The sequence below is a fragment of the Zoogloea sp. genome, assembly GCF_023150065.1.
In the GTDB taxonomy this organism is placed as follows: Bacteria; Pseudomonadota; Gammaproteobacteria; order Burkholderiales; family Rhodocyclaceae; genus Zoogloea.
The window spans coordinates 92,085-117,202 of the sequence record NZ_JAKLLN010000006.1 but is presented as its reverse complement, the minus strand read 5'-3'; the positions used below and the strand labels follow the sequence as shown (position 1 = coordinate 117,202).

At 65.7% G+C, this 25,118-nt stretch carries 21 protein-coding genes; 15 read left to right on the top strand and 6 right to left on the bottom strand.

Translation table 11 applies throughout. The features are described 5' to 3' along the window. Positions 1 to 13 precede the first annotated feature (13 nt). The 4 genes from L6Q67_RS09635 to L6Q67_RS09620 are packed head-to-tail and all read left to right on the top strand — an operon-like array spanning position 14 to position 5,400. A complete protein-coding gene (locus L6Q67_RS09635) occupies positions 14 to 2,221 on the top strand; it encodes a type I secretion system permease/ATPase (protein WP_296568474.1) in 2,208 nt (735 codons plus the stop codon). Next, complete coding sequence (locus tag L6Q67_RS09630) at positions 2,214 to 3,554, top strand: HlyD family type I secretion periplasmic adaptor subunit (RefSeq protein ID WP_296568472.1); 1,341 nt, start codon at positions 2,214 to 2,216, stop codon at positions 3,552 to 3,554. The genes L6Q67_RS09635 and L6Q67_RS09630 overlap by 8 nt, the downstream gene beginning before the upstream one ends. Positions 3,555 to 3,577: 23 nt before the next feature. Further along, positions 3,578 to 4,927, top strand: coding sequence for a TolC family outer membrane protein (locus tag L6Q67_RS09625; RefSeq protein WP_296568469.1), 1,350 nt, complete (start codon positions 3,578 to 3,580; stop codon positions 4,925 to 4,927). Continuing rightward, positions 4,924 to 5,400 (top strand): toxin-activating lysine-acyltransferase, encoded by a 477-nt coding sequence (locus tag L6Q67_RS09620; RefSeq protein ID WP_296568467.1) that lies wholly within the window; start codon positions 4,924 to 4,926, stop codon positions 5,398 to 5,400. Before L6Q67_RS09625 ends, L6Q67_RS09620 begins: the two co-directional genes overlap by 4 nt. Positions 5,401 to 5,579: 179 nt before the next feature. Here the strand turns inward: L6Q67_RS09620 and icmF are convergent, their stop codons facing one another. Further along, complete coding sequence (icmF, locus tag L6Q67_RS09615) at positions 5,580 to 8,846, bottom strand: fused isobutyryl-CoA mutase/GTPase IcmF (RefSeq protein WP_296568466.1); 3,267 nt, start codon at positions 8,844 to 8,846, stop codon at positions 5,580 to 5,582. A 191-nt stretch (positions 8,847 to 9,037) separates the two neighbouring features. Between icmF and L6Q67_RS09610 the strand changes: the two genes are divergently transcribed. Genes L6Q67_RS09610 through L6Q67_RS09590 form a run of 5 tightly spaced genes read left to right on the top strand, consistent with a single transcriptional unit; the run spans position 9,038 to position 15,480 of the window. Beyond that, positions 9,038 to 10,060, top strand: a complete 1,023-nt coding sequence (locus tag L6Q67_RS09610) for an AraC family transcriptional regulator (protein WP_296568463.1) — start codon at positions 9,038 to 9,040, stop codon at positions 10,058 to 10,060. A gap of 19 nt (positions 10,061 to 10,079) precedes the next feature. Then, positions 10,080 to 12,185, top strand: coding sequence for an EAL domain-containing protein (locus tag L6Q67_RS09605; protein ID WP_296568462.1), 2,106 nt, complete (start codon positions 10,080 to 10,082; stop codon positions 12,183 to 12,185). Then, positions 12,182 to 14,245 (top strand): PAS-domain containing protein, encoded by a 2,064-nt coding sequence (locus tag L6Q67_RS09600; RefSeq protein WP_296568458.1) that lies wholly within the window; start codon positions 12,182 to 12,184, stop codon positions 14,243 to 14,245. The genes L6Q67_RS09605 and L6Q67_RS09600 overlap by 4 nt, the downstream gene beginning before the upstream one ends. Next, positions 14,242 to 14,961, top strand: a complete 720-nt coding sequence (locus tag L6Q67_RS09595; protein WP_296568456.1) for a response regulator transcription factor — start codon at positions 14,242 to 14,244, stop codon at positions 14,959 to 14,961. Before L6Q67_RS09600 ends, L6Q67_RS09595 begins: the two co-directional genes overlap by 4 nt. A gap of 42 nt (positions 14,962 to 15,003) precedes the next feature. Next, on the top strand, positions 15,004 to 15,480 hold the full coding sequence (locus L6Q67_RS09590) for a VOC family protein (RefSeq protein ID WP_296568694.1): 477 nt from the start codon (positions 15,004 to 15,006) through the stop codon (positions 15,478 to 15,480). Between the two features lie 68 nt (positions 15,481 to 15,548). Here L6Q67_RS09590 and L6Q67_RS09585 read toward each other — a convergent pair whose 3' ends face one another. Further along, on the bottom strand, positions 15,549 to 16,412 hold the full coding sequence (locus L6Q67_RS09585) for a neutral zinc metallopeptidase (protein WP_296568453.1): 864 nt from the start codon (positions 16,410 to 16,412) through the stop codon (positions 15,549 to 15,551). 415 nt (positions 16,413 to 16,827) lie between these two features. Here L6Q67_RS09585 and L6Q67_RS09580 point away from each other — a divergent pair, with 415 nt between their 5' ends. Both L6Q67_RS09580 and fliW read left to right on the top strand, forming a co-directional pair. Continuing rightward, positions 16,828 to 18,348, top strand: coding sequence for a DEAD/DEAH box helicase (locus L6Q67_RS09580; protein WP_296568451.1), 1,521 nt, complete (start codon positions 16,828 to 16,830; stop codon positions 18,346 to 18,348). A 218-nt stretch (positions 18,349 to 18,566) separates the two neighbouring features. Beyond that, the gene (gene fliW / locus L6Q67_RS09575) at positions 18,567 to 18,998 is read left to right on the top strand and encodes a flagellar assembly protein FliW (RefSeq protein WP_296568449.1); all 432 of its coding nucleotides are present in this window, start codon (positions 18,567 to 18,569) and stop codon (positions 18,996 to 18,998) included. A 69-nt stretch (positions 18,999 to 19,067) separates the two neighbouring features. On the opposite strand, the gene L6Q67_RS09570 is transcribed toward fliW, so the two are convergent. Both L6Q67_RS09570 and L6Q67_RS09565 read right to left on the bottom strand, forming a co-directional pair. Beyond that, the gene (locus L6Q67_RS09570; protein ID WP_296568448.1) at positions 19,068 to 20,276 is read right to left on the bottom strand and encodes a DUF1343 domain-containing protein; all 1,209 of its coding nucleotides are present in this window, start codon (positions 20,274 to 20,276) and stop codon (positions 19,068 to 19,070) included. Further along, entirely contained in the window at positions 20,273 to 20,812 is a 540-nt protein-coding gene (locus L6Q67_RS09565) for a DOMON-like domain-containing protein (protein WP_296568691.1), read from the bottom strand. The genes L6Q67_RS09570 and L6Q67_RS09565 overlap by 4 nt, the downstream gene beginning before the upstream one ends. A gap of 106 nt (positions 20,813 to 20,918) precedes the next feature. Between L6Q67_RS09565 and L6Q67_RS09560 the strand changes: the two genes are divergently transcribed. The 4 genes from L6Q67_RS09560 (at position 20,919) to L6Q67_RS09545 (ending at position 23,763) form a co-directional block, all read left to right on the top strand. Continuing rightward, on the top strand, positions 20,919 to 21,380 hold the full coding sequence (locus L6Q67_RS09560) for a PACE efflux transporter (RefSeq protein ID WP_296568446.1): 462 nt from the start codon (positions 20,919 to 20,921) through the stop codon (positions 21,378 to 21,380). Positions 21,381 to 21,395: 15 nt separating this feature from the next. Beyond that, on the top strand, positions 21,396 to 21,599 hold the full coding sequence (locus tag L6Q67_RS09555; RefSeq protein WP_296568444.1) for a heavy-metal-associated domain-containing protein: 204 nt from the start codon (positions 21,396 to 21,398) through the stop codon (positions 21,597 to 21,599). A gap of 108 nt (positions 21,600 to 21,707) precedes the next feature. Beyond that, positions 21,708 to 22,559, top strand: coding sequence for an archaetidylserine decarboxylase (asd, locus tag L6Q67_RS09550; RefSeq protein WP_296568442.1), 852 nt, complete (start codon positions 21,708 to 21,710; stop codon positions 22,557 to 22,559). A gap of 46 nt (positions 22,560 to 22,605) precedes the next feature. After that, positions 22,606 to 23,763, top strand: a complete 1,158-nt coding sequence (locus L6Q67_RS09545) for an MFS transporter (RefSeq protein ID WP_296568440.1) — start codon at positions 22,606 to 22,608, stop codon at positions 23,761 to 23,763. Positions 23,764 to 23,784: 21 nt separating this feature from the next. Here L6Q67_RS09545 and L6Q67_RS09540 read toward each other — a convergent pair whose 3' ends face one another. Continuing rightward, a complete protein-coding gene (locus tag L6Q67_RS09540; RefSeq protein WP_296568438.1) occupies positions 23,785 to 24,180 on the bottom strand; it encodes a hypothetical protein in 396 nt (131 codons plus the stop codon). After that, positions 24,177 to 25,061, bottom strand: coding sequence for a cation transporter (locus L6Q67_RS09535; RefSeq protein ID WP_296568436.1), 885 nt, complete (start codon positions 25,059 to 25,061; stop codon positions 24,177 to 24,179). Before L6Q67_RS09535 ends, L6Q67_RS09540 begins: the two co-directional genes overlap by 4 nt. Positions 25,062 to 25,118 lie beyond the last annotated feature (57 nt).

The following is a 25,118-nucleotide window of genomic DNA, read 5'->3' as shown; positions in this document are numbered from 1 at the left end:
TCCGTATCCTGCCATGACCTCTCTATCCCCCCCCTCAGCGGATGCCAGTCTCGGCTTATTACAGCTATTCGCCCAGCTCCATGGCATCAATACTGATCGCCGCCAGCTGGCTGATCAGTTTGTTCCGCCCGGTGGCCTGTTTGGGGCCGCGGATTTGATCATGGCGTTATCAGGACTGGGGTTTGAGGCCCATCGCGTGACGGGAAGACTGAGGCAGCTGGCGCACACAGCGTTGCCGGTCATTGCCGAGGACAATGCCGGAGGCTTCATGCTGGTAGGGAGGGTCGACGCCGATTCGGTCCTGGTACAGCTGGCTGATGGAGAACAGCCCATGCGCCTTGACCGCGCCCAGTTCGAGGCGCGATGGTCTGGCCACTGGATTACCGCGCAACGGTCCGGTCGCGGATTAGGTGCAGCAGAGAGCGACGGCGGAGCAAAATTCGGCCTGGCCTGGTTTTGGCACGCACTGCGCAAGTATCGCGGGCTGATGGGGGAGGTGTTATTGGCGTCGTTGTTTGTTCAGGTATTTGCGCTGGTGACGCCGCTGGTGTTCCAGGTGGTGATCGACAAGGTCCTGACTCAGCGAACCTTGACCACTCTCGACATTCTGGTTGCGGCCCTGCTGGGCATAGCGATCTTCGAGGCCGTGCTCTCCGGAATGCGCCAGTATCTATTCACCCACACCACCAATCGTATTGACGTCGAATTGGGGGCAAAACTGTTCCGTCACCTGTTGCGCCTGCCATTGGCCTACTTCGAGTCGCGACGGGGTGGCGATACCGTGGCACGGATTCGCGAACTGGAGAATGCGCGCAACTTCCTCACAGGCCAGGCATTGACCAGCTGGCTGGACTTGCTCTTCACGGTGATATTCCTGGCCGTCATGTTCCGCTACAGCGCGGCGCTGACCTTCATCGTGATTGCGGCTTTGCCCGTACTGTTTGCCGCATCCTGGATCATCACGCCGATGTTGCGGCGGAGACTGGAAGATCGCTTTGCGCTGGGCGCAGAAAACCAGGCCTTTCTGGTGGAGACCGTAACCTCCATGGAGACCTTGAAGAGCCAGGCCGTAGAGCCATTCTGGCAGCGGGAATGGGAGCGTCGCCTGTCCGCCTATGTCAACGCGGCCTTTCACAGCGGCCAGGTTGCCGCTGCAACCAACCAGTTCATCGCCTTTACCAGCAAGCTGCTCACCGCCGGCTTGCTATGGTTTGGCGCGCGCCTGGTCATCGAGGGTGAGCTGACCGTTGGCGGACTGATTGCTTTCAACATGCTGGCCGGCCGGATCAATGCCCCTATTCTCAAACTGGCATCACTGTGGCAGGAGGTGACCCAAATGAGGGTCTCGATCAAGCGCCTGGCCGACATTATGGATGCCCGCGCCGAACCGTCCTTTTCCCCGGCAAAAGCGACACCCCCCGTCATTGCCGGGCGGGTGAGCTTCGATCATGTCCATTTCCGCTATCGGACGGATGGCCCGGAAGTACTGTCCGATTTCTCCTTTGACATAAAGGCCGGTGAAGTGGTCGGCCTGGTCGGCGTTTCCGGGGCCGGCAAGACCACCCTCATGCGGCTTGTCCAGCGTTTATACACGCCGGAAAGAGGCCGCATTCTCATTGACGGCATGGACTTGGGATTGCTCGATGCCCAATGGCTACGGCGGCAACTGGGGGTGGTGAGCCAGGACTCAGTGCTGTTCAATCGCTCCGTGCGCGACAATATCGCCTTGGGCCACCCCGACTTACCCATGGAGAACATTATCCATGCTGCAACACTGGCCGGGGCGCATGAGTTCATCCTGGGCTTGCCCGAGGGCTACGATACCTTGATCGGCGAACGCGGCGGCAAGCTATCTGGAGGACAGCGTGCGCGGATTGCCATTGCCCGCGCACTGGTGACGAATCCACGTTTGTTGCTTCTTGATGAGGCAACCGCGTCACTGGATTACGAGTCCGAGCGGACCATCCACGATAATCTGCATGAGATCTGCTCGGGTCGAACCGTGTTCATCGCCGCCCACCGTCTATCGACCCTGCGCCTGGCAGACCGGATCCTGGTATTGGAAGGCGGGCGGCTGGTCGAGGTTGGGCATCACAATGCCCTGATGCAACAGGGTGGGCGCTATCAGGACCTGTACCGAGCCCACCATGTCCTGGAGACCTTGCCTGTTGCTGTGCGCCCCACGGCAACATCGGCTGCCATGGGAGGCGCCCATGCCTGACTCGACGCTCTCCCCCAATGCCGCACCCACCGACAATCCATTTACTTCGGCAGCGATCGCGCTGCAACGACGCCCCCCTTGGCTGATAGCACGCATGGTGTCGCTGGCCTTGTGCGCGATGGCGGTACTGGCACTGGCCTATGCCTGGCTCGCACCAATGGATGTTGTCATCTCCGCCCAGGGGCGGGTCATTCCCTCAGGCAGGAGCAAGGTGGTTCAGCCCATCGAGGCGGGCATCGTTCGGGCCATCCGCGTTCGCGATGGCGCCATCGTCAAGGCCGGCGACGTACTGATCGAGATGGATCACACCGCCACGGGCGCAGACAGTGATCGCTTGCAACGAGAGGTATGGGAGGCAGAAACAGAGGCCGAGCGCTTGGCCGCGATGACCCGTGGAGCCAGCCAGTTTGCAACGCCGAGCGGTGTGCCCCATGACATCGTTGTCAATCAAGCGGCAATCTTGCATAGCCGGGTGGCTGAGCATCGCTTCCGGGCCGCATCCCTGGAAGCTGACTTGGCCAAGCGGCAGGCGGATCGGGATGCGATTGCCGCCAACCTGACACAACTGCGCGCCAGCTTGCCTCTGGTCACACGAAAGCACGCAATGCGCCAGGAACTGGCAACGACAGGCCACATTGCCGAAACCGGAGTGATAGAAACGCAATTAGAACTCATCAACCTTGAAAAGGATATTTCCGTTCAACAAAACCGCCTCAAGGAAGCGGAAGCCGGCTTGCGTGTTGCCGCGCAACAGAAAGCACAAGTCAACGCAGAATTTGACGTACGCATTGCCGCAGAGTCGGTGGATGCCACGCGCAAGCGGGAGTCCGCGCGCCAGGAATTGGTCAAGGCCAACCAGCGTCAGTCACTGCAGGTGTTGCGGGCACCAATCGATGGCGTCGTACAGCAACTGGCGGTGTCCACATTGGGGGGCGTCGTCACGCAAGCGCAGCCATTGATGATGATCGTTCCCGACAACGCCTCGCTGGAAGTGGAAGCCCAGGTGCTCAACCGCGACATCGGCCATCTGCGGGCCGGCCAGCCGGTCATTGTCAAAGTGGAGACCTTTGATTTCACCCGCTACGGCCACCTCGACGGCGTGGTGCAATGGGTGGCCACCGATGCGCTGACGGACCAGAAACTGGGGCCTGTTTATCCGGTTCGAATTCAATTAAAGACAGACCAGACGCCATTTTCGATCAATGGCCGCCACGGCCTGGTGTCGCCCGGCATGAGCGTGACGGCCGACATTCGTGTCGATCAACGCCGCCTGCTGGAGTACTTCCTTGCACCATTGCTGCGTTACAAGGAAGAAGGCTTGCGGGAGCGGTGATGATGAGACTACCAAGATTCATCTTGAACGGCCCCCTCCTTCTGGCGGGCTTGCTGGCGCCCGCTTCTGCCTGGGCTGACGATCTGTTGTCGCTGTATCGTGCCGCGTTGTCGCAAGACCCCATATATCGCGCAGCCCGCTATACACTCCAGGCGGCACAACAGAAGGTTCCCCAAGCCAGAGCCGACCTGCTACCCGTCATCAGCCTCGGGGCCGACGTGTCGCGCCAGCGCGGCAGCGCCTCGTTCAATGAGGCCCCCGATGAGAATCGTGACGTCAGGAGCAACAACTGGGCTCTGCGTCTTGCACAACCGCTGTATCGCCCTACATCGTGGTCGATGCTCAGCCAGGCGGAAGCCCAGTATCGCCAGGCCGAAGCGCAATTCTGCCTGGCGAGCCAGGATCTTATCCTGCGGGTGGCGCAGGCTTTTTTTGACGTACAGCTGGCACAAGAATCCGTTGCGGTGGCCTCCTCCCAACTGGAAGCGGTTACTGAGCAGCTCCGCTTGGCAAGACGAAATTTTCAAGTCGGCACAACGACCATTACCGACATTCATGAAGCCAAGTCACGCCTGGACCTCGCTCGATCGCAGCAAATAGCAGCTGACAATGACCTGACGGTCAAGCGGGCCGAACTGGAGCGTATCGTTGGCGCTTCGCCACCAGATTTGCCGATGTTGAACAGCGAGGCCAGCTTGCCCTGGCCATCTCCCAACAATATCGATGAATGGGTAGCGTCGGCCCAGGCCAATAGCCCGTTGGTTGCCATTCAGGATGGCAACAAGGATAGTTATGAGCAACAACTGGCCCGTAGCCGGGCGGGCCACGCCCCGACCGTTGATATCAATGCGTCCTATGGAAGCGCCTACACATCGGGCAGCATGACCTCACCTGCGGATATTCCAACACGTAGCCTCGCCGGGCAGATTGGTTTGCAACTGGCGATACCGATCTGGTCCGGTGGAGCCGTTGCGTCCCGCATCGAGGAAGCACAGGCCAATCTCGATAAAGCGCTGGCTGATCGGGAGGCCAGCCGGCGACAAGCCATCACTCAATCCCGCCAGGCATTTTCCGGCATGACAGCCGGCCATGCACAGGTTGAAGCACTGTCCTCGGCAGTGCTGTCAAGCCAGGAAGCGGTCAAAGCCAATCAAATTGGCTATCGTATCGGCACTCGAATCAACATCGACGTACTCAATGCCGAACAGCAGCTTTACGCTGCGCGCCGTGATCTGGCACGTGCAAAAATGGAAACCCTGATGCATGGACTGCGGCTGAAGGCAGCAACTGGCTCGTTGATCGAACAAGATGTGATAGGCATCAATGCCTTATTGGATAGCGCTGGCAAGAAAAATCAGGAGAAAGCACCGTGAAGAACATACCGGATAAATCAGCAAACGATCAGGAACTGACCCAATTGATGCATATGGCTCAGGAGCAGGCCAAGGTGGTACTGCGCAAGCTGCCACTATTGGGTCCCATCACATGGCTGATGCTGCAACGAAGCGCCACTCGCAACATTCTCTTGAGCGAGCTGGAATGGCGCATATTGCCCGCAATGGTACTCGACCAGGTACGATTGCATATGCAAAAGGAGGCGCCCATTGCTTTTATCACATGGGCAAAACTGTCGGCCTCCGCTGCCGAGCGCTATCGCGAGCCTCCTCACCATTTGGCCCCGTCCGACTGGAAGTCGGGCGAGAATATTTGGATCATCGATGTCGTGGCTCCATTTGGTGGTGCCGCCGAAGCCATTCAAGACCTTAAAGAAAAGGTGTTTCCTGGGCAAGTCCTGCAGCAATTGTCTCCAACATCGGAGGGGCCCGCGAACATACTGAAATGGTGACTGACGACGCCATGTGAAGAATAGGCAAGCAGTGCGCCCCAGCGCCAACAGCCTAACCGCGGGGCGGCACTTCCCGCGGCAGCGGGCAAGCGGCAGGGTCTCATTCAGAGAAAACGGCGCCCGAAGGCGCCGTTTCCTTGTGCTGTTCCCCCCTTACCCGGGGTGTCTTTATGGCTTGCTTACATGCTCCGGCGGTACTGGCCGCCGACGTCGTACAGGGCCGTGGTGATCTGCCCCAGGGAGCAGTACCTCACGGCTTCCACCAGCACCGCGAACACATTGCCATTCTCGATCACGGTCTGCTTGAGCAGGGCCAGCCACTTGGGGGCCTGGTCGGCGTTGCGGGTCTGGAAGTCGGCCAGGCGGGTGAGCTGGCTCTGCTTCTCGTCCTCGCTGGAACGGGCCAGTTCGATCTCCTGCTGGGCCATGCCCTTCGGGTTGAGGAAGGTATTGACACCGATGATCGGGTAGGAGCCGTCGTGCTTCTTGTGCTCGTAGTAGAGCGACTCTTCCTGGATCTTGCCGCGCTGGAAGCCGGTTTCCATCGCACCCAGCACGCCACCGCGGGAGCTGATGGCCTCGAACTCCTTGAGCACCGCTTCTTCCACCAGGTCGGTGAGCTCATCGATGATGAAGGCGCCCTGGTTGGGGTTCTCGTTCTTGGCCAGGCCCCACTCGCGGTTGATGATCAGCTGGATGGCCATGGCGCGGCGCACGGACTCCTCGGTCGGCGTGGTGATCGCTTCGTCGTAGGCGTTGGTGTGCAGCGAGTTGCAGTTGTCGTAGATGGCGATCAGGGCCTGCAGCGTGGTGCGGATGTCGTTGAAGTCCATTTCCTGGGCGTGCAGCGAGCGGCCGGAGGTCTGGATGTGGTACTTCAGCTTCTGGCTGCGCTCGTTGGCGCCGTACTTGTTCTTCATGGCCACCGCCCAGATGCGGCGGGCTACACGGCCGATCACCGAGTATTCCGGGTCCATGCCGTTGCTGAAGAAGAAGGACAGGTTGGGCGCGAAGTCATCGATCTGCATGCCCCGGGCCAGGTAGCTTTCCACGTAGGTGAAACCGTTGGACAGGGTGAAGGCGAGCTGGCTGATGGGGTTCGCACCGGCTTCGGCGATGTGGTAGCCGGAGATGGACACCGAGTAGAAGTTCTGGACCTGGTTATGGACGAAGAACTCCTGGATGTCGCCCATCATCTTGAGGGCGAACTCGGTGCTGAAGATGCAGGTGTTCTGGCCCTGATCTTCCTTGAGGATGTCGGCCTGCACGGTGCCGCGCACGCTGGCCAGGGTCCAGGCACGGATCTTCTGGACTTCGTCGTCAGTCGGTTCGCGCTCGTTCTGGGCGCGGAACTTGACCAGCTGCTGCTCCAGCGCGGTGTTGAAGAACATGGCCAGGATGATGGGCGCCGGGCCGTTGATGGTCATCGACACCGAGGTGGTCGGGTTGACCAGGTCGAAACCGTCGTACAGCACCTTCATGTCGTCCAGGGTGGCGATGGACACACCGGAGTTGCCGATCTTGCCGTAGATGTCCGGACGCGGATCCGGGTCGCAGCCATACAGCGTGACAGAGTCGAAGGCGGTGGAGAGGCGGTGCGCCGGCATGCCCTCGGACACACGCTTGAAGCGGCGGTTGGTGCGGAAGGCGTCGCCTTCACCGGCGAACATGCGGGTGGGGTCTTCCCCTTCGCGCTTGAAGGCGAACACGCCGGCGGTGTAGGGGAAGGAGCCGGGGACGTTCTCCTTCATCAGGAACTTGAGGGTCTCGCCGTCATCCTCGTAGGTGGGCAGGGCGACCTTGCGGATCTTGCTGCCGGACAGGGACTCGGAGGTGAGGACGGTGCGGATTTCCTTGTCGCGGATCTTCACCACGTACTCGTCGGCCGCGTACAGCTCGACGGTCTTCGGCCACATGTCGAGGAGCTTCTTGGCGGTGCCGGTGAGCTCGCCGTCCTTCAGCTCGATCAGCTCGTCAAACGAACCGGCGTCCTTGCTGCAGCCTTCGAAGAGCTTCTTGGAGATGCGCAGGGCCTGGCGCTCGCGGGCGACACGGGCCTGCTCGGCGGTGTGCTTGTGGTAGCCGCGCACCGAATCGGCGATCTCGGCCAGGTAGCGGGCCCGCTCGGCGGGGACGATGGCACGGCCGCGGCTGGAGGACTTGACACTGACGATAGGCAGCCGGGCCTTGCCGAGCTTGAGGCCCTTGGCCACCAGCGCCGGGGCGATGGACTGGAACAGGGCGGTCACGCCGTCGTCGTTGAAACGGGCGGCCATGGTGCCAAACACCGGCATCTGCTCGGTGGGGGTGGTGAACAACTCGCGGTTGCGCTGATACTGCTTGCGCACGTCACGCAGGGCATCTTCGGCGCCCTTGCGGTCGAACTTGTTGATGGCCACGAAGTCGGCGAAGTCGAGCATGTCGATCTTCTCGAGCTGGCTGGCGGCGCCGAACTCGGGAGTCATCACGTACAGGGACACATCGACGAAAGGCACGATGGCCGCGTCGCCCTGGCCGATGCCGGAGGTCTCGACGATGATCATGTCGAAACCGGCCAGGCGGGTGGCGGCGATGACTTCGGGCAGGGCGGCGGAGACTTCCTTGCCGGTGTCGCGGGTGGCCAGCGAGCGCATGAAGATGTTCGGATGCTCGATGGCGTTCATGCGGATGCGGTCGCCGAGCAGGGCGCCACCGGTGCGCTTGCGCGACGGGTCGATGGAGATGATGGCGAGCTTGAGCTTGTCGTCCTGATCGAGGCGGAAGCGGCGCACCAGCTCGTCGGTGAGGCTGGACTTGCCGGCGCCGCCGGTGCCGGTGATGCCCAGGGCCGGCACCTTGACGGCCTTGGCGGCCTCGATCAGGGCGGCCTTCACGTCGTCGCCATAGGCGCCATTCTCGAGGCCGGTGATGACGCGGGCCAGCGCCCGGCGGTCGCCGGACTTGAGGGCGGCGACGATGGTGTCGGCCCCCTTGGGCGCAGCCCCCGACAGGTCCTCGTCACAGCGCTCCACGAGGTCGTTGATCATGCCCTGCAGGCCCAGCACGGCGCCGTCTTCCGGCGAGTAGATGCGGGTCACGCCGTAGTCGTGGAGTTCCTTGATCTCGGCCGGCACGATCACGCCGCCGCCGCCGCCAAAGACCTTGATGTTCTCGCCGCCGTTCTCGCGCAGCAGGTCGATCATGTATTTGAAGAATTCCACGTGCCCACCCTGGTAGGACGTGATCGCGATACCCTGCACGTCTTCCTGCAGCGCGGCATTGACAATCTCGCCTACCGAGCGGTTGTGGCCAAGGTGGATGACCTCGGAGCCGGTGGATTGAAGAATCCGCCGCATGATGTTGATCGATGCATCGTGGCCGTCGAAAAGCGCCGCGGCGGTAACGAAGCGCACCTTGTTCTTGGGCTTGTAAGCGACGAGTTTCTTGGCAACGCTCAGGTCGGTCATGGTTGTCTCCCCCACATCATGTTTATCGATGCCTGCATGTTAGAAGGGTGACGGAACCTTAGCCATTGCCGTTGTCGACGGCTTTCGTGCAAAATCCGCCAAGCTGCAGCCGGCCCACCGGCGCCATTACCCAACGGACTGGAGGGAGCCCTTTGCCGAGCAAGCCCGCCCGTCAGGGCTCAACAGTATCAATGGGTTTCGTTACCGGCATGCTGGCCGGAATGCTGCGTCGCAACATCAACCCCGCCCTGCTGCTTGCCGAACTCGACATCGATCTTGCAGACGCAGCCACCCGGGTGCCCCTCGACCGCTACGCCACCCTCTACAACCTGGTGATCCGCGAACTGCACGACGAGGGCTTCGGCCTGTTCTCCGGCCCCATGGGGCCCGGCAGCTTCGAGTTCCTGTGCCGCGGCATGCTCGGCGCCCCCACCCTGGCCGACGGTCTCGACCGGGCGCGGCGATTTCTGGCCATCGTTCTCCCCGACCTGCAGGTCTGCGTGGTCCGGGGTGACGACCGGGCCGAACTGCACATCCGCGAGGCCCAGCCCCTGACCCCCACGCCGGACGACCCGGCCCGGGTGTTCGCCTTTGAATGGCTGCTGCGCCTGCTCCACAGCCTGTCCTGCTGGCTGGTGGGGCGCGGCCTGTCCCTCGATTCGGTGGACTTCCCCTTCTCCCCGCCGGCCCATGCGGACGATTACGCGCTGGTCTACACTGCCCGCTCCCGTTTCATCGATGGCCCCCAGTTGACGGCCCGTTTCAATGCCACCCTGCTCGACCTGCCGATCCGCCGCGACGAAGCGGCCCTGTCCAGCTTTCTGGAAGGCGCGCCGGGCCGGATCAGCATGCTCTACCGGCGCGACCGCAACACCGTGACCCGCGTCCGCGACCTGATCCGCGACGCCCTGCCGGCCAGCCTGACCCAGGACGAAGCCGCCGACCGCCTGCACATGTCGCCGCGCACCCTGCACCGCCGCCTGGAAGAAGAAGGCGCCAGCTTCCGCGGCATCAAGGAGGCCCTGCGCCGGGACATGGCCCTGGCCCGCCTCACCAAGACCCGCCAGCCGATCTCCCAGGTTGCAGCCGACCTGGGCTATGCCGACACCTCGGCCTTCTACCGGGCCTTCACCGGCTGGACCGGCATGTCGCCGGAGCGCTACCGCAAACACCTCTCCCTCACCGCGCCCCCCAGCGGCGATCCGCAGCCCTGAGCGGGATGCCCGCGCCCCCATGCCTACCGACCTCTCCGCCCTGACCGAAGACCTGATCCGCGACGCCGACGGCCTGTTTGCCGGCCTGCTGCGCAATGCCATGATCGGCGTCTACATCATCCAGGACGACCTTTTCCGCTACGCCAACCCCCGTTTTGCCGACATGTTCGGCTACACCCAGGACGAGATCTGCAACCTCCTCGGCCCCGACGACCTGGTGACCCCCGGTGAGCAGGCCAAGGTGCGCGATGCCATCGGCACCCGCCTCGACGGGCTGTCCGACACCGCCCACTACAGCTTCGAGGGGGTGCGCAAGGACGGCAGCCGCATCGACCTGGAAGTCTTCGGCAACCGCACCGAGTTCGACGGTCGCCCGGCGATCATCGGCATGCTGGTGGACATCACCGCCCGCTGCGCCGCCGAACGCACCGCCAACGAACGCCTCAACTTCATCGGCCAGCTCATCGAGGCCATCCCCAGCCCCCTGTTCTTCAAGGACGCCGAAGCACGCTACCTGGGCTGCAACAAGGCCTTCGAGGCCTTCATCCGGCGCCCCCGGGACGAGCTGATCGGCCGCTCGGTGTTCGACATCTCCCCGCCCGAGCTGGCCGCGCGCTACCACGAGGCCGACCAGGCCCTCTTCGACGAGCCCGGAGTGCAGACCTACGAAGCCTCCGTCGAGGCCGCCGACGGCATGCGCCGGGATGTCATCTTCAACAAGGCCACCTGGCTGCGGGCCGACGGCAGCATGGGTGGGCTGGTGGGCGTCATCACCGACATCACCGAGCGCAAGCAGACCGAAGCCCTGGTGTGGGTGCAGGCCAACTACGACCCCCTCACCGGTCTGCCCAACCGCCGCCTGCTCCATGACCGCCTCGGCGAGCTGATGAAGAAGGCCCACCGGGACCACGCCAGCGTGGCCGTGCTGTACATCGACCTGGACCGCTTCAAGGAAGTGAACGACGCCCTCGGCCACGAGGCCGGCGACCAGTTGCTGATAGAGGCGGCGCGGCGCATCGTCGGCTGCGTGCGCGAATCCGACACGGTCGCCCGCCAGGGCGGTGACGAATTCACCGTGCTGCTGCCGGGGCTGTCGGAGCGCACACCGGTAGAGCGCATCGCCGAAGACATCATCGCCGCCATCGACCACCCCTTCCGCCTCGGCAACGACCTGGCTTATGTCTCGGCGAGCATCGGCGTCACATTCTTTCCCCAGGACGCCCTCACCCCGACCGACATCCTGAAGAACGCCGACCAGGCCATGTACCACGCCAAGGACGCCGGCAAGAACCGCTTCAGCTACTTCTCCCCTTCCATGCAGGAGCACGCCCTGCAGCGCCTGCAGCTGGGCAAGGATCTGCGCAGCGCCCTGGCCGAGGCCCAGCTGGAGCTGCATTTCCAGCCCATCCTGCACCTGGTCAGCGGCGAGGTGCGCAAGGCCGAGGCCCTGCTGCGCTGGAACCACCCCACTCGGGGCCAGATCCCCCCCGACGAGTTCATCCCGGTGGCCGAGGAGCTGGGCCTCATCGATGCCATCGGCACCTGGGTGTTCGAGCGGGCCATCGACTTCATCCTGCGCTGGCGCGCCCTTCACCCGCCCCCCGCCGGCATGCCCTGCCCGCTGCAGATCGCGGTCAACGCCTCGCCCCAGCAGTTTCTCCGCGGCCAGTCCCTCGAAGTGCTGATGCTGCGCCTGGAGAGCGTCGGGCTGCCCGGCTCGTGCATCGCCATCGAGATCACCGAGGGCCTGCTCCTCGACGAACAGCCCGCGGTCATCGCCCAGCTGGCCAGGCTCAGCGCCGCCGGCATCCAGGTGTCCATCGACGACTTCGGCACCGGCTACTCGGCCATGGCCTACCTCAAGCGCCTGGACATCGACACCCTCAAGATCGACCGCTCCTTCGTGCGCGACCTGACCACCGACCCGGGCGATCTGGCCATCACCGAGGCCATCATCGCCATGGCCCACAAGCTCGACATCAAGGTGGTCGCCGAGGGCGTGGAAACCCTTGCCCAGCGGGAACGTCTGAGTGCTGCCGGCTGCGACTACAGCCAGGGCTTCCTGTTCTCCCGCCCCCTTCCCGAGGCCGCCTTCTTCGACCTGATCGCCCCCACCACCCCATGATCGCCCGCATCACCCCCGTCTCCACCGGCCCCAGCCGCACCGGCACCCCGGAGGAGCTGCGCCGCTACGACCTGCTGCTGGCCGGCTTCGACCTCCTCGACCAGGCCATCGCCGTGTTCGACGCCAGCCCCAAGCTGGTCACCTGGAACAAGGCCATGCTGCGCCTGCTCGACTTTCCCGAATCCATGGTGCGGGTCGGCACGCCCTTTGAAGACTTCGTGCGCTTCAACATCCAGCGCGGCGAGTATGGCGGCAGCCACCGCAGCCCCACCGAAGTGGAGCGCCTGGTGGCCGAGCGCATGGCCGCCGTGCGGGCCTTCCAGCCCCACCACGCCGAGCGCACCCGCCCCAATGGCCAGGTGCTGTCCATCCGCGGTGTGCCGATCCCCAACCTGGGCTTCGTCACCCTGTGGACCGACGTCACCGAACAGCGCCGCTACGAGCAACTGATCGAGAGCCAGAACGCCGAGCTCGAGAACCGTGTGCGCGCCCGCACCGCCGAGCTCGAAGCCGCCACCACCCGGCTCGACAACGTGGCCGCCCAGCTGGCCCGCAGCGAAGAGCGCCTGCGCCTGATCATGGACGCCATTCCCGCCCTGATCGCCTACGTGGACTCCGGCGAGCGCTATCGCTTCGCCAACAAGGGCTACGCCGACTGGTTCGGCCTCGACAAGAACGCCATCGTCGGGCGCAGCATCGGAGAGGTCTTCGGCCCCGAAGCCTACGCCCAGATCAAGCCCTACCTGGAGCAGGCCGCCGCCGGCGAACAGGTCAGCTATGAATACTCGCGCACCAATGCCGACGGCAAACCCGTCTACGCCCGCAGCGCCGTAGTGCCGGAAGCCTCCCTGTCCGGCGGGGTGCAGGGCTTCTTCGTGCTGTCCATCGACATCACCGAACAGAAAGCCAGCCAGGCAGCCCTGATCCAGGCCCAGAAGATGGAAGCCGTGGGCCAGCTCACCGGCGGCCTGGCCCACGACTTCAACAACCTGCTCACCATCATCACCGGCAACCTGCACACCCTGCGCGACAAGCTGCCTGCCCACCAGGGCTTCGAGGACCACCTGGAGCCTGCTCTGGCGGCTGCCCGACGCGGCACCGAGCTGATCCGCCGCCTGCTCACCTTCTCCCGCCAGCAGCCCCTCGAACCCACCCCGGTCGAAGTGGGCGCCCTCGTCCATGGCATGAGCCAGCTACTGTCCCGCTCCCTTACCGAGCGCATCGACATCAAGCTCGAGCTGCCCACCGAAAAGCTCCACGCCCTGGTGGACCCCCATCAGCTCGAAAACGCCCTGCTCAACCTGGCCATCAACGCCCGCGATGCCATGCCCGGCGGCGGCACCCTCACCATCGCCCTGGCCACCCGCCACGTCTCGCCCAGCCTGGCCCTGCTGGTGGAAGTCCCGGCCGGCGACTACGTGCAGTTCGACGTCTCCGACACGGGCACCGGCATTTCCCCCGAGCTGATGCCGCGCCTGTTCGAGCCCTTTTTCACCACCAAGGCCTTCGGCGCCGGCAGCGGCCTCGGCCTGGCCATGGTGTATGGCTTCATCCGCCAGTCGGGGGGCAACATCCGCATCCTCAGCACACCGGGCAAGGGCACCAACGTGCGCTTCATCGTGCCGATGAGCGACAGCCCTCCCCCACCACCGCCCGCCCCGCGCCACGCCACGGCCAGCAGCGCCAACCAGAATCGCCTGACCCTCCTGGTGGAAGACGAGCCCGAAGTACGCAAGGTCATCCGCCAGCAGCTCACCGAGCTGGGCTTTCCCGTCATCAAGGCCAGCAACGGCGTCGAAGCCCGGGCAATGCTCGAAGCCGTCGACGACATCGCCCTGCTCGTCTCCGACACCGTCATGCCCGGCCTGGGCGGGCGCGAGCTGGCCGCCGCCGCCCGCAAGCTGCGCCCGCAACTGCCCATCCTGCTCATCACCGGCTACGCCACCGGTGATGTGCCGGCCGGCGGCCCCAACATCCCGACCCTGCGCAAGCCCTTCGACCGGGCGGCCCTCGCCGCGGCCCTCGCCGCCCTCGACTACCCGGAGACCCCGGCACCATGACCACCCCCGACAAGGACACCCCCCTCATCTTCGTCGTCGAGGACGAAGCCGACATCGCCCGGCTCATCGCCAGCACCCTCGGCGAATACGGCTTCCGCACCGAAACCTTCGGCACCGGCCGGGCCCTGCTCGCCAAAGTCCGGCGCGCTCAGCCCGAACTGGCCATCCTCGACCTGGGCCTGCCCGACATGGACGGCCTGCAGGTGCTGCGCGAGCTGCAGGAGCAGCACCCCTGCGCCGCCCTCATCCTCACCGGCCGCGACGGCCTCACCGACCGGGTGCTGGGCCTTGAGCTGGGCGCCGACGACTACCTCGTCAAACCCTTCGAACCCCGCGAGCTCGTCGCCCGGGTGCGCTCCATCCTGCGGCGCTACCAGAAAGCCCCCGCCAGCGAAGCCACCGGCCACACCGGCGCACGCTTCGCCGGCTGGCACTTCGACATCGGCCGCCTCAACCTGTGCACCGAAGACGGCCGCGAAGTCTCCCTCTCCGCCGCCGAAGCCGCCCTGCTGCAGACCCTGCTCAAGCGCCCCAACAAGATCCTCACCCGCGAACAGCTGATCGGCGAGCGCGACCTGGACCCCTTCGACCGCAGCATCGACGTGCGCATCTCCCGCCTGCGCCGCAAGCTCGAGGACGATCCCCAGGACCCGAAGATCATCAAGACGGTGTACGGCGCGGGCTACCTGCTGTGCGCCAGCGTGGAGTGGGAGTGAAACTCCCGTAAAATCCCCTTTCCTGTAAGGAGGGAAAAACCAATCATGACAAGACCATTCAAAGTCCTCGGCGTCCAGCAGATCGCCATCGGCGGGCCGTCCAAGGACCGCCTGCGTACCCTGTGGGTCGACATGTTCGGCCTCGAGGTCACCGGCAACTTCGTGTCCGAACGCGAAAACGTGGACGAGGACATCACCGCCATGGGCAAGGGCCCGTTCAAGGTCGAAGTAGACCTGATGCAGCCCCTCGACCCCGAGAAGAAGCCCGCCGTGCACACCACCCCGCTGAACCACGTGGGCCTGTGGATCGACGACCTGCCCAAGGCCGTCGAGTGGCTCTCCGCCAACGGCGTGCGCTTTGCGCCGGGCGGCATCCGCAAGGGCGCCGCCGGTTTCGACATCACCTTCCTCCACCCCAAGGGCAACGAAGAGTTCCCCATCGGGGGTGAAGGCGTGCTGATCGAACTGGTCCAGGCGCCGCCCGAAGTGATCGACGCCTTCGCCAGACTGGCAGGCTGATCGCTGCTGCACGTAAAAAGGGCCGGCCTCCTTGCGGGGGCCGGCCCTTTTCCTTTTCAGGCGCTAAATCAGAGGCTGCGGGCCTGGAAAGTGTTGCACGCCGCCAGTTGCCCCGACTCCATGCCGCGCTTGAACCAGCGCATGCGCTGCTCGGCCGAGCCGTGGGTGAAGCTGTCGGGCACGGCGTAGCCCTGGGCCTGCTTCTGCAGGGTGTCGTCGCCGATGGCCGTGGCCGCCTGCAGGGCTTCCTCCACATCGCCGGCCTCGAGGATGCCCCGGGCTGCGTCGGCATTCTTCGCCCACACCCCGGCAAGGCAGTCGGCCTGCAGCTCCAGACGCACCGACAGGGCGTTGGCCTCCCGCTCCGAGGCCCGCTCCCGCGCGGCCTGCACCTTGCCCGAGATGCCCAGCAGGTTCTGCACGTGGTGGCCGACCTCGTGGGCGATCACGTAGGCCTGGGCGAAGTCTCCCGGCGCCTTGTAGCGGCTCTTCAGCTCCTGGTAGAAGGACAGATCGATATACACCTTCTGGTCAGCGGGGCAATAGAACGGCCCCATCGCCGCCTGGCCGACCCCACAGGCCGTGCGCGTGGCCCCGGAGAAGAGCACCAGGGTCGGCTCGGAATACTGCTTGCCGTTCTGGCGGAAGATCTGCTGCCAGGTGTCCTCGGTTTCGGCCAGCACATGGCGGATGAACTTCGACTCCGCATCGTTGGCCGGCGGTCCCGCAGGGCGCGAGCTCTCCGCCGGAGCCGGCGCCTGGATGGCCTGATTCAGCACGATGCTCGGATCAACCCCGAAATACATGGCCACCAGGGCCAGCACGATGGTGCCCAGGCCGATGCCCTTGCCCCCCACGGGCAGGCCACCGCCGCCGCCGCCGCCGCGGCGATCCTCGACGTTCTCGCTTTCCCGGCTGTTATCGAAACGCATGGAGTTTCCTTTTCTGGATCAGGCCGCAAGGGTGAGGCGTGGCGCCCCCTTGTTCAAGTCAATATGCCAGCAAATGACGTCAAATAGTGTGTCTCAAGCGATCATTCCAGGGGAATTAAACGGGCTGCCAGCGCCCGTCGGCGAGGCTGCCCGGGTTTTGCGCCGCAACATTTTTCTTGTGCCGTCAGCGCTTTACCACTATAGTGCGCGGTCCGGTGCAAAGCGGTTCGCACCGAGTCACATCGTCCCTGACCTTCTTATATCTCCCGTATTCGACGAGAGGTTGTCCTGATCGGTTAGTGCCGATATGCCAGTCAGGCAGCCCAACTGTTGCGCGCATTCCCTGCGCGGCGACGCGTTGCCGTTTTTTCTTCGCGGGCACCGCATCCGCAATACCAAAGATAAGGAAGCGAACATGGATTTCGCCAGCCTCGGCCTGTCCGAGAACATCGTCAAAGCCGTTGCAGACGCCGGCTACACCGAACCCACCGCCGTTCAGCAAGCCGCCATCCCCGCTGCGCTTGCCGGCAAGGATCTCGTCGTATCGAGCCAGACCGGCTCCGGCAAGACCGCCGCCTTCATGCTGCCGTCCCTGCAGCGCCTGACCGCCGAACCGACCATCAAGGCCCGCGGGCCCCGCGTGCTGGTGCTCACCCCGACCCGCGAACTGGCCGTCCAGGTCACCGACGCCTGCAAGGGCTACGGCAAGAACCTGCGCTACGCCAAGGCCGTCAGCGTGGTCGGCGGCATGCCCTACCCGGTGCAGAACAAGCTGCTGTCCAGCCCCTATGAAATCCTGGTGGCCACCCCCGGCCGCCTGATGGACCAGATGAACAGCGGCCGCATCGACTTCGCCCGCCTGGAAATCCTGATCCTCGACGAAGCCGACCGCATGCTCGACATGGGCTTCGTGGACGACATCGAGGCCATCGTCGCCAAGCTGCCGGCCAACCGCCAGACCCTGTTCTTCTCCGCCACCCTCGACGGCCAGGTCGCCCGCATGATGCAGCGCCTGCTGAAGGACCCGGAGCGCATCGAGATCGCCTCCGCCCAGACCCGCCACGAGAACATCGAGCAGCGCCTGATGGTGGCCGACGACATCAGCCACAAGAACCGTCTCCTCGACGGCCTGCTGCGTGATGTCGGCGTCGAACAGGCCATCGTGTTCACCGCCACCAAGCGCGACGCCGATGCCCTGACCCTGAACCTGGAATCCCAGGGTCACTCGGTGGCCGCCCTCCACGGCGACATGAACCAGCGCATGCGCACCCGTACCCTCGACCAGCTGCGTCGCGGCCACCTGCGCGTCCTCATCGCCACCGACGTGGCTGCCCGCGGCATCGACGTGCGCACCATCAGCCACGTGATCAACTACGACCTGCCCAAGGTGGCCGCCGACTACGTGCACCGCATCGGCCGCACCGGTCGCGGTGGTTCCAACGGCGTGGCCATCAGCCTGGCCGAACGCCGCGACGTGCGCCTGCTGCGCGCCATCGAGCGTTACACCCGCCAGCCCCTGGCCGTGCACACCCTGCCCGGCCTCGAGCCGCGCAGCACCATGCCCGCCGACGAGCGCCGCCCTGGCGGCCCGCGTCGCGATGGTGGCCGCAGCTTCGGCAACGGCGGCGGTCGCTTCGGTGACAAGCGCCCGTCCGGTGGTTTCGGCGGCGGCCGCGGTGACCGCGAACCGCGTCGTGACGCCGATGGCCGCCCCGCCAGCCCCTGGGCCGGCAACGGCGAAGGCCGTCGCGATTTCCGTGACGCGCCCCGCCGCGCCGACGGCGCCCCGCGCCACCCGGAGCACCGCACCGAGTTCCCCCACGTGGCCAAGCGCAGCTCCACCCACCACAACAGTGGCGGTGGTTTTGGCGGCGCCCGCAGTGAAGGCACCGGCGGCAAGCCCCGCGCCGGCCGCACCTTCAATCGCGACCGCTAAGACAGGATCCGGCCGGGCTCAACCCCGGCCTATCCCGCAAAGGGCGCCCACGGGCGCCCTTTTTCATTGCCCCACCCCGCGCCGGTCGGCAGGAATAGGGGCAAAAGCCCCCTCACTTCACGGGGTCGAATTGCGCCCCCCTGTCTATGATGGAAGAAAACAAACGCGCAAGCGGACCTCCGCTCGCCCTCCGCTTCCATTCCAAAAGGGGAAAAACCATGAAGATCACCAGTCCCATCGTTGGCGAAGTCGACGTGTCCGCCGATCGCATCATCGACTTCCCGGCCGGTCTCCCCGGCTTCGAGGCCTGCCGCCAGTTCACCCTGCTGCACAGCGAAGGCAACGACGCGCCCAAGCTCTTCGTGCTCCAGTGCCTCGACGACCCGGAAGTGGCCTTCACCGTCACCCCCCCCGACATCGTCGGCCTCAATTACGAATTCACCCTCACCGACGACGAAGTCGCCAACCTGCAGCTGGGCAATGCCGACGACGCCAGCGTGCTGCTGATCGTCAGCCGCGGCGAACCGGGCGCCTCCCCCGTCCGTGCCAACGTGATGGCCCCGCTGGTCGTCAACACCGCCACCCGTCGCGGCGTGCAGAAGATCATCGGCAAGGTGGACACCAGCGTGACCCTGAAGGCCGTGGCCTGATCCCATTCCGCTGCCCGATGAAAACGGGGCGCCCTCGGGCGCCCCGTTTTTTTGCCATCTGCCGGCCCCTCAATACAGCAGGAAGGCCTCGCGCAACTCTTCCCACTCCCGCTCGTCGGCGAAGGCCTGGGCATCCAGGTCGCCGGGGCGGGCAGTGGCGTCATCCACCCACTGGCGCAGGCTCTCCGAGCCATTGATGAGGTCGATGGCGAGCCGGTTGTGCTCGTACTCGTAAGGGAAATCCCGCCACAGGGGGTAATCCCGCTGCACGCGGCGAATGGCCTTGAAGGCCAGGGCCTGCAGGCGCCAGGGGCGGAAGGCCGCATGCTTGTAGTGGGTGGGGTCTTCGACGTGGATCTGCACCCCGTTGCACAGCTTGCCCACGTGCTTGTGGAAGGTGGGCTCGAACCAGCACTCGCGCAGGCGGCAGCCGGCCAGCCACTTTGGCGCAATCGCCTGCATCTGGGCAATGACCTGGCGGGCGTCGATGTCCGGCGCCCCAAACAGCTCCAGCGGCCGCGTGGTGCCCCGCCCTTCCGAGAGGGTCGTGCCCTCCAGCATCACCGTGCCCGCATAGGCCCGGGCCATGGACAGGTTGGGGGCGTTGGGGCTGGGGTTGATCCAGCTGCGCTCGGTCACCGGCCAGCCGTAGCCAGGGGCCGCGTCCGGCTCCCAGCCGGTCATGGTGATCACTGAGCATTCCACGTCGAGCTTGAGAGTGGCGATGAACCAGCGGGCCAGCTCCCCCATGGTCATGCCGTGACGCATGGGCATGGGCCCGGCACCGACGAAACTCTCCCAGCCCGGCTGCAGCAGGGTGCCCTCCACCGGCCGGCCGGCGGGGTTGGGGCGGTCGAGCACCCACACCGCTTTCTTGTGCTTGGCCGCGGCCTCCAGCACATAGCGCAGGGTGGTGATGAAGGTGTAGATGCGGCAGCCCAGATCCTGCAGATCGACAAGCAGCACGTCGAAGCGGTCCATCATCGTCGCCGTGGGCCGGCGCACCTCACCGTACAGGCTGAACACGGGGATGCCGTGCTGCGGGTCAAAGTAGTCGGACGACTCGACCATGTTGTCCTGCTTGTCGCCGCGCAGGCCGTGCTGGGGCCCGAAGGCTGCCGACAGCTGGATGTCGGGCAGCGCCGCCAGGGCGTCGATGGCGTGCTCCAGGTTGCGGGTGACGGAGGCCGGGTGGGCCAGCAGTGCGACCCGCTTGCCCGCCAGGGGGCGGCGCAGGGCGGGGTCGGCAAGGAGGCGGTCGAGACCGAACTGGATCATGGTGTCGGGGCCGGTAAGGCGAAGGCAAAGCCGTCGCGATGGTGAAAATCGGGCTTGCCGGGCGGATGGCCCAGGGCCCAGTAATGGAGGCCGCCGTCAGCGCGCTCGACAACGGCGGTGATCGCCAGATGCAGCGCACCGGTGGGCAGGGCGGCCGCGGGGAGCGTCGCCTCGAGCGTCAGGGCATCCCCCGCACGCTGCCAGTCGAGCTGCGGCGCCGGCAGGGCGGGGCTGTCGATGCGCGCCCGGTAGGCGGAGAAATCAAAGCGCATCCACTGCCCGCCAGGCGAGAAATTGAACTCCCGGTAGGCCTCCCCTCCTTCCGCCCGCACGAACAGCTCGAAGCAGGTGTGCGCCCACAGGCGCTCGACGGGCAGGCCGCCGTCGGGAATTCGCAGGCCGTCCACCGCGCCCGTCAGCCGGTAGCGCAAGCGCAAGCCTCCGTCCGCGCTGGGGGCGATCTCCACACCAATCGCCCGCACAAGGGCATCCGGGGTGTCCGGGTGGCAGATGAGTTGGAGGCGCGACAGGGGCATGGTGCTCAAGAGGGCGTCGGACCCTGCAGTTTAGCGGGTCCGGGCAACACGTTAAACTCCCGTCACTTTCTGCGGTCCATCCTCACCTGCCTTTCGCTGCCACCCCATGTCCGCCCCCCATCACCCCATCCAGCGCAGCCTCTGGGACCGCCTGCGTCAGGTCGCCCTGTTCGAGATCGGCGGCCTCGTGCTGATCAGCCCGCCCTTCGTGTGGCTGTCCGGCGTGCCGGCCATGGACTCCATCGGCCTGCTGCTCATCCTGGCCCTGATCGCGGCCCTCTGGAACGGCGCCTACAACACCAGCTTCGACTGGATCGAGGGGCGCCTCACCGGCCGCACCGCCGACCGCCGCCCTTGGTCCCTGCGTGCCGCCCATGCCGTCGGCTTTGAAAGCGGCCTGCTGCTCATGACCCTGCCGGTGATCGTGCTGTGGACCGGCATGGCGTGGCTGACGGCCCTGGTGGCCGACATCGGCCTGGCCCTCGCCTACATGGTCTATGCCTTCGGCTTCAACCTGGCCTACGACCGCCTGTTTCCCATCTCCACCCCACCCGCCCCCACCCCCTGAAGAGCGAGCCTCCCCATGCCCACCACCACCCTCACCATCACCGGCATGCAGTCCGACGACTGTCTGCGCACCGTCATGAACGCCATCCAGGACCTGCCCTGCATCGGCTACGTGGATGTCTCCCTGGAAACCGGCCACGCCGAGATCGAGCACACCAGCATGGTCACCGAAGGCGACATCCGCTCCGCCATTGAAGAAGCCGGGTTTCCGACGCGCTGAGCGTTGGGATGGTCGAGTGTATTCGACCGCCTCACGTTGAACACCGGCAGACCAGTTACCGGAAACCTGCCCGCTATAATCCGGCCCTTCGCTCCCCAGGAATCCACCGTGTCCGACCGCCTCGCCGTCCTTCCCCAGTATCTGATCCCCAAACAGGCCCTCACCATGCTGGCCGGCAAGCTGGCCAGTGCGCGGGCTGGCGGGCTCACCACCTCGGTGATCCGCTGGTTCGTCGGGCGCTACGGGGTCAACATGGCCGAGGCGGCCAACCCGGACATCGCCAGCTACGCCAGCTTCAACGATTTCTTCACCCGCCCCCTCAAGGCCGACGCCCGCCCCCTGGCCGATGCCGACTTCATCTGCCCGGTGGACGGCGCCATCAGCCAGTTCGGGCACATCGACCGGGACCGCATCTTCCAGGCCAAGGGCCACGACTACTCCACCCACGCCCTGGTGGGCGGCGACCGGGACCTGGCCATCCAGTTCCAGGACGGCGAGTTCGCCACCCTCTACCTCAGCCCCCGGGACTATCACCGCATCCACATGCCCTGCGACGGCCGCCTGACCCGCATGATCTACGTGCCCGGCGCCCTGTTCTCGGTCAATCCCACCACCGCCCGGGGCGTACCCGGCCTGTTCGCCCGCAACGAACGGGTGGTGTGCGTGTTCGAGAACGACCAGATCGGCCCCTTTGTGCTGGTGCAGGTGGGCGCCACCATCGTCGGCAGCATGGCCACCGTGTGGCAGGGCCAGATCAACCCGCCCCGCCCCGGCAAGATCCGCGAATGGGACTACGCCCCCGGCAAGGTCACGCTCAAGAAGGGCGACGAGATGGGGCGTTTCCTGCTCGGCTCCACCGTGGTGATGCTCTTCCCCAAGAAACGCATCGGTTTCACCCCCGACTGGGCCCCCGCCCGCGCCATCCGCATGGGCGAAGCCATGGGCCGGCTGGCCGTATAGCCTTCGCCCGCAGGGTCAAACGGCCTCCAAGCCTGAGGAAGAACCCATGCCCGTTCTGCCGATCATCGTCATCGCCCAGCTCTTCGGCACGTCCCTGTGGTTCTCGGCCAACGCCGCCGGCGACGACCTGATGCGGGCCTGGCAGCTGGTACCCGCCGATCTGGGCCGGCTCACCAACGCCGTGCAGCTGGGCTTCATCCTCGGCACCCTCGGTTTCTCCCTCACCGGCCTGGCCGACCGCTTCCCGGCCAGCCGTATCTTTGCCTTGTGCGCCCTGCTCGGCGCCGCCGCCAACGCCGGCTTTGCCCTCTTCGCCAGTGGCATGGACTCGGCCCTGCTGTTCCGCTTCGGCGTGGGTCTGGCCCTGGCCGGGGTCTACCCCCTGGGCATGAAGCTCGTGGTCAGCTGGGTGCCGGAGCAGGCCGGCTCGGCCCTGGCCTGGCTGGTGGGCATGCTCACCCTGGGCACCGCCCTGCCCCACGGCGTGCGCTTTCTGGAGACCGGCTGGGGCTGGCAGTCCACGGTGCTGGTGTCGTCCGGCCTGGCCGTGCTCGCCGCCGGCCTCATCAGCCGCCTGGGGGACGGCCCGCACCTGGTGCGCAAGCCCGGCACCCCACCCCTGCGCCTGGGGCGCGTACTGCTCACCTACACCGAACCCCGCTTCCGCGCCTCGGCCCTGGGCTACTTCGGCCACATGTGGGAGCTCTACGCCTTCTGGACCCTGGTGCCCCTGCTGGTCGGCACCATCGCCCAGGGCAAGGCCTCCGGCCCGGCCTTCGCCGTCATCGGCATCGGCGCCGCCGGCTGTGTGCTGGGCGGCTTTGCCAGCCGCAAGATCGGCAGCGCCCGCGTAGCCGCCATCGCCCTGGCCATCTCTGCAAGCTGCTGTGCCGCCTACCCCTTCCTCAAGGGCAGCCCCGAATGGCTGCTGGCCCTGGTGATGCTGGTGTGGGGCGCCAGCGTGGTGGCCGACTCGCCCCACTTCTCGGCCCTGTCGGCCCGGGCCTGCCCGCCGGAAATCGTCGGCAGCGCCCTCGCCTTCCAGAACGCCATCGGCTTCGCCATCACCATGGTGTCCATCACCCTCAGTACCCGCCTGTGGCCGCAGTTGCAGGAGCAGGTCGCCTGGCTACTGCTGCCCGGGCCGCTGCTGGGGCTAGCGGCGCTGGCGCCCCTTTGGTGGCCCCTTGGGCGGCAGCGCTGAGCGGATGGCAGACACCACCGCTCATCCACCCGGTGCGCCCTTCCGCCTCGACAGCACCAGCAAGTGCACCATGCCCAGCACCGGGGCGGCGAACACGAGAGCCAGCCACCCGGGCGCTGCCCGGCCCGCGGCGATCAGGGTGGCTGCCGTACCCAGGGCCAAGCCAATATATTGCAACCCGGTTCCCGGCCAGGGCCGCTCATGGACGACATTGCGGAGCAGATTGGCGACAGATGCCACGCCCCATCCTCCCGCGATGACCAGGCATAGCCCCAGCCCCCAGTCGCCTCCCGGGCGCCCCCCGAGGGAAATCAGCATGACGGGCAGGAAGAACAGTCCCAGGAGCCATATCCCCAAGGCCGGGCCAAAGAGCACCGCACACTCAACGAGCAGCCATCCAGATCGAACACGCGTCATGCGTTGATCCTCAGGATTTTCACCGCCCCACCCACCACCACCGCCCCGATCAGGCTGCCGATCACCCAGTCCGGCCAGGGGTGTCCCAGCCAGGCCACGAGCAGCCCGGCGACGATGACGCCCACGTTGGCCAGGGCGTCGTTGGCGGTAAAGATATAGCTGGCTTTCATATGGGCACCGCCATTGCGGTGGCGGGCGATGAGGGCCATGCAGGTGAGATTGGCGGCCAGGGCCAGGGCGGAAATGCCCATCATGGCGGTGGCGAGAGTGGCGGAGCCGTACAGCACATGGTGGATCACCCGGCCGAACAGGCCGATGCCGAGGACCAGCTGCAACCAGCCCGCCAGATGGGCGGCGCGTAACTGCAGCACCGTACCGCGCCCCACGGCGTAGAGGGCCACCCCATAAACGGCGGCGTCGGCAAACATGTCGAGGCCGTCGGCGAGCAGGCCGGAGGACTCGGCCCACCAGCCCGCCAGGCCTTCGATCAAGAACATCACCGCATTGATGGCCAGCAGCCAGCTCAACGCCCGGCGCTCGGCGGCCGCATCAATGGCCGGGGCCGCCGGCAGAGCGCCGGCCGGGCCGCTGACCAGGCGTTCCGCGCCCATTCCCAGGCGGGCGATGCGTACCTCGATCTCATCCGTAGGCAGGCTGTGCCAGACGGTCACGGTGCGGGCCATCAGGTCGAAGGCCAGGGCCTGGGTGTGGCCGTCCAGGGCCATGCGCACCAGCTGCTCCTCGCCCGGGCAATCCATGTCGCCCACCCGGAAGGTGGAGCGGAAGCGGGCCTCCCCCGCCGCTACGCCGGCCGCCACCGATGGGCTGGCCGCCGCGCAGGCACAGGCACCCGTGCAGGCACCACTCGTTGATTCACTCATCCCATTCCTCCCTCGCGCGCCGCCAATGCGCAGGCGCCGTCGCCCGGATGGTAGCCT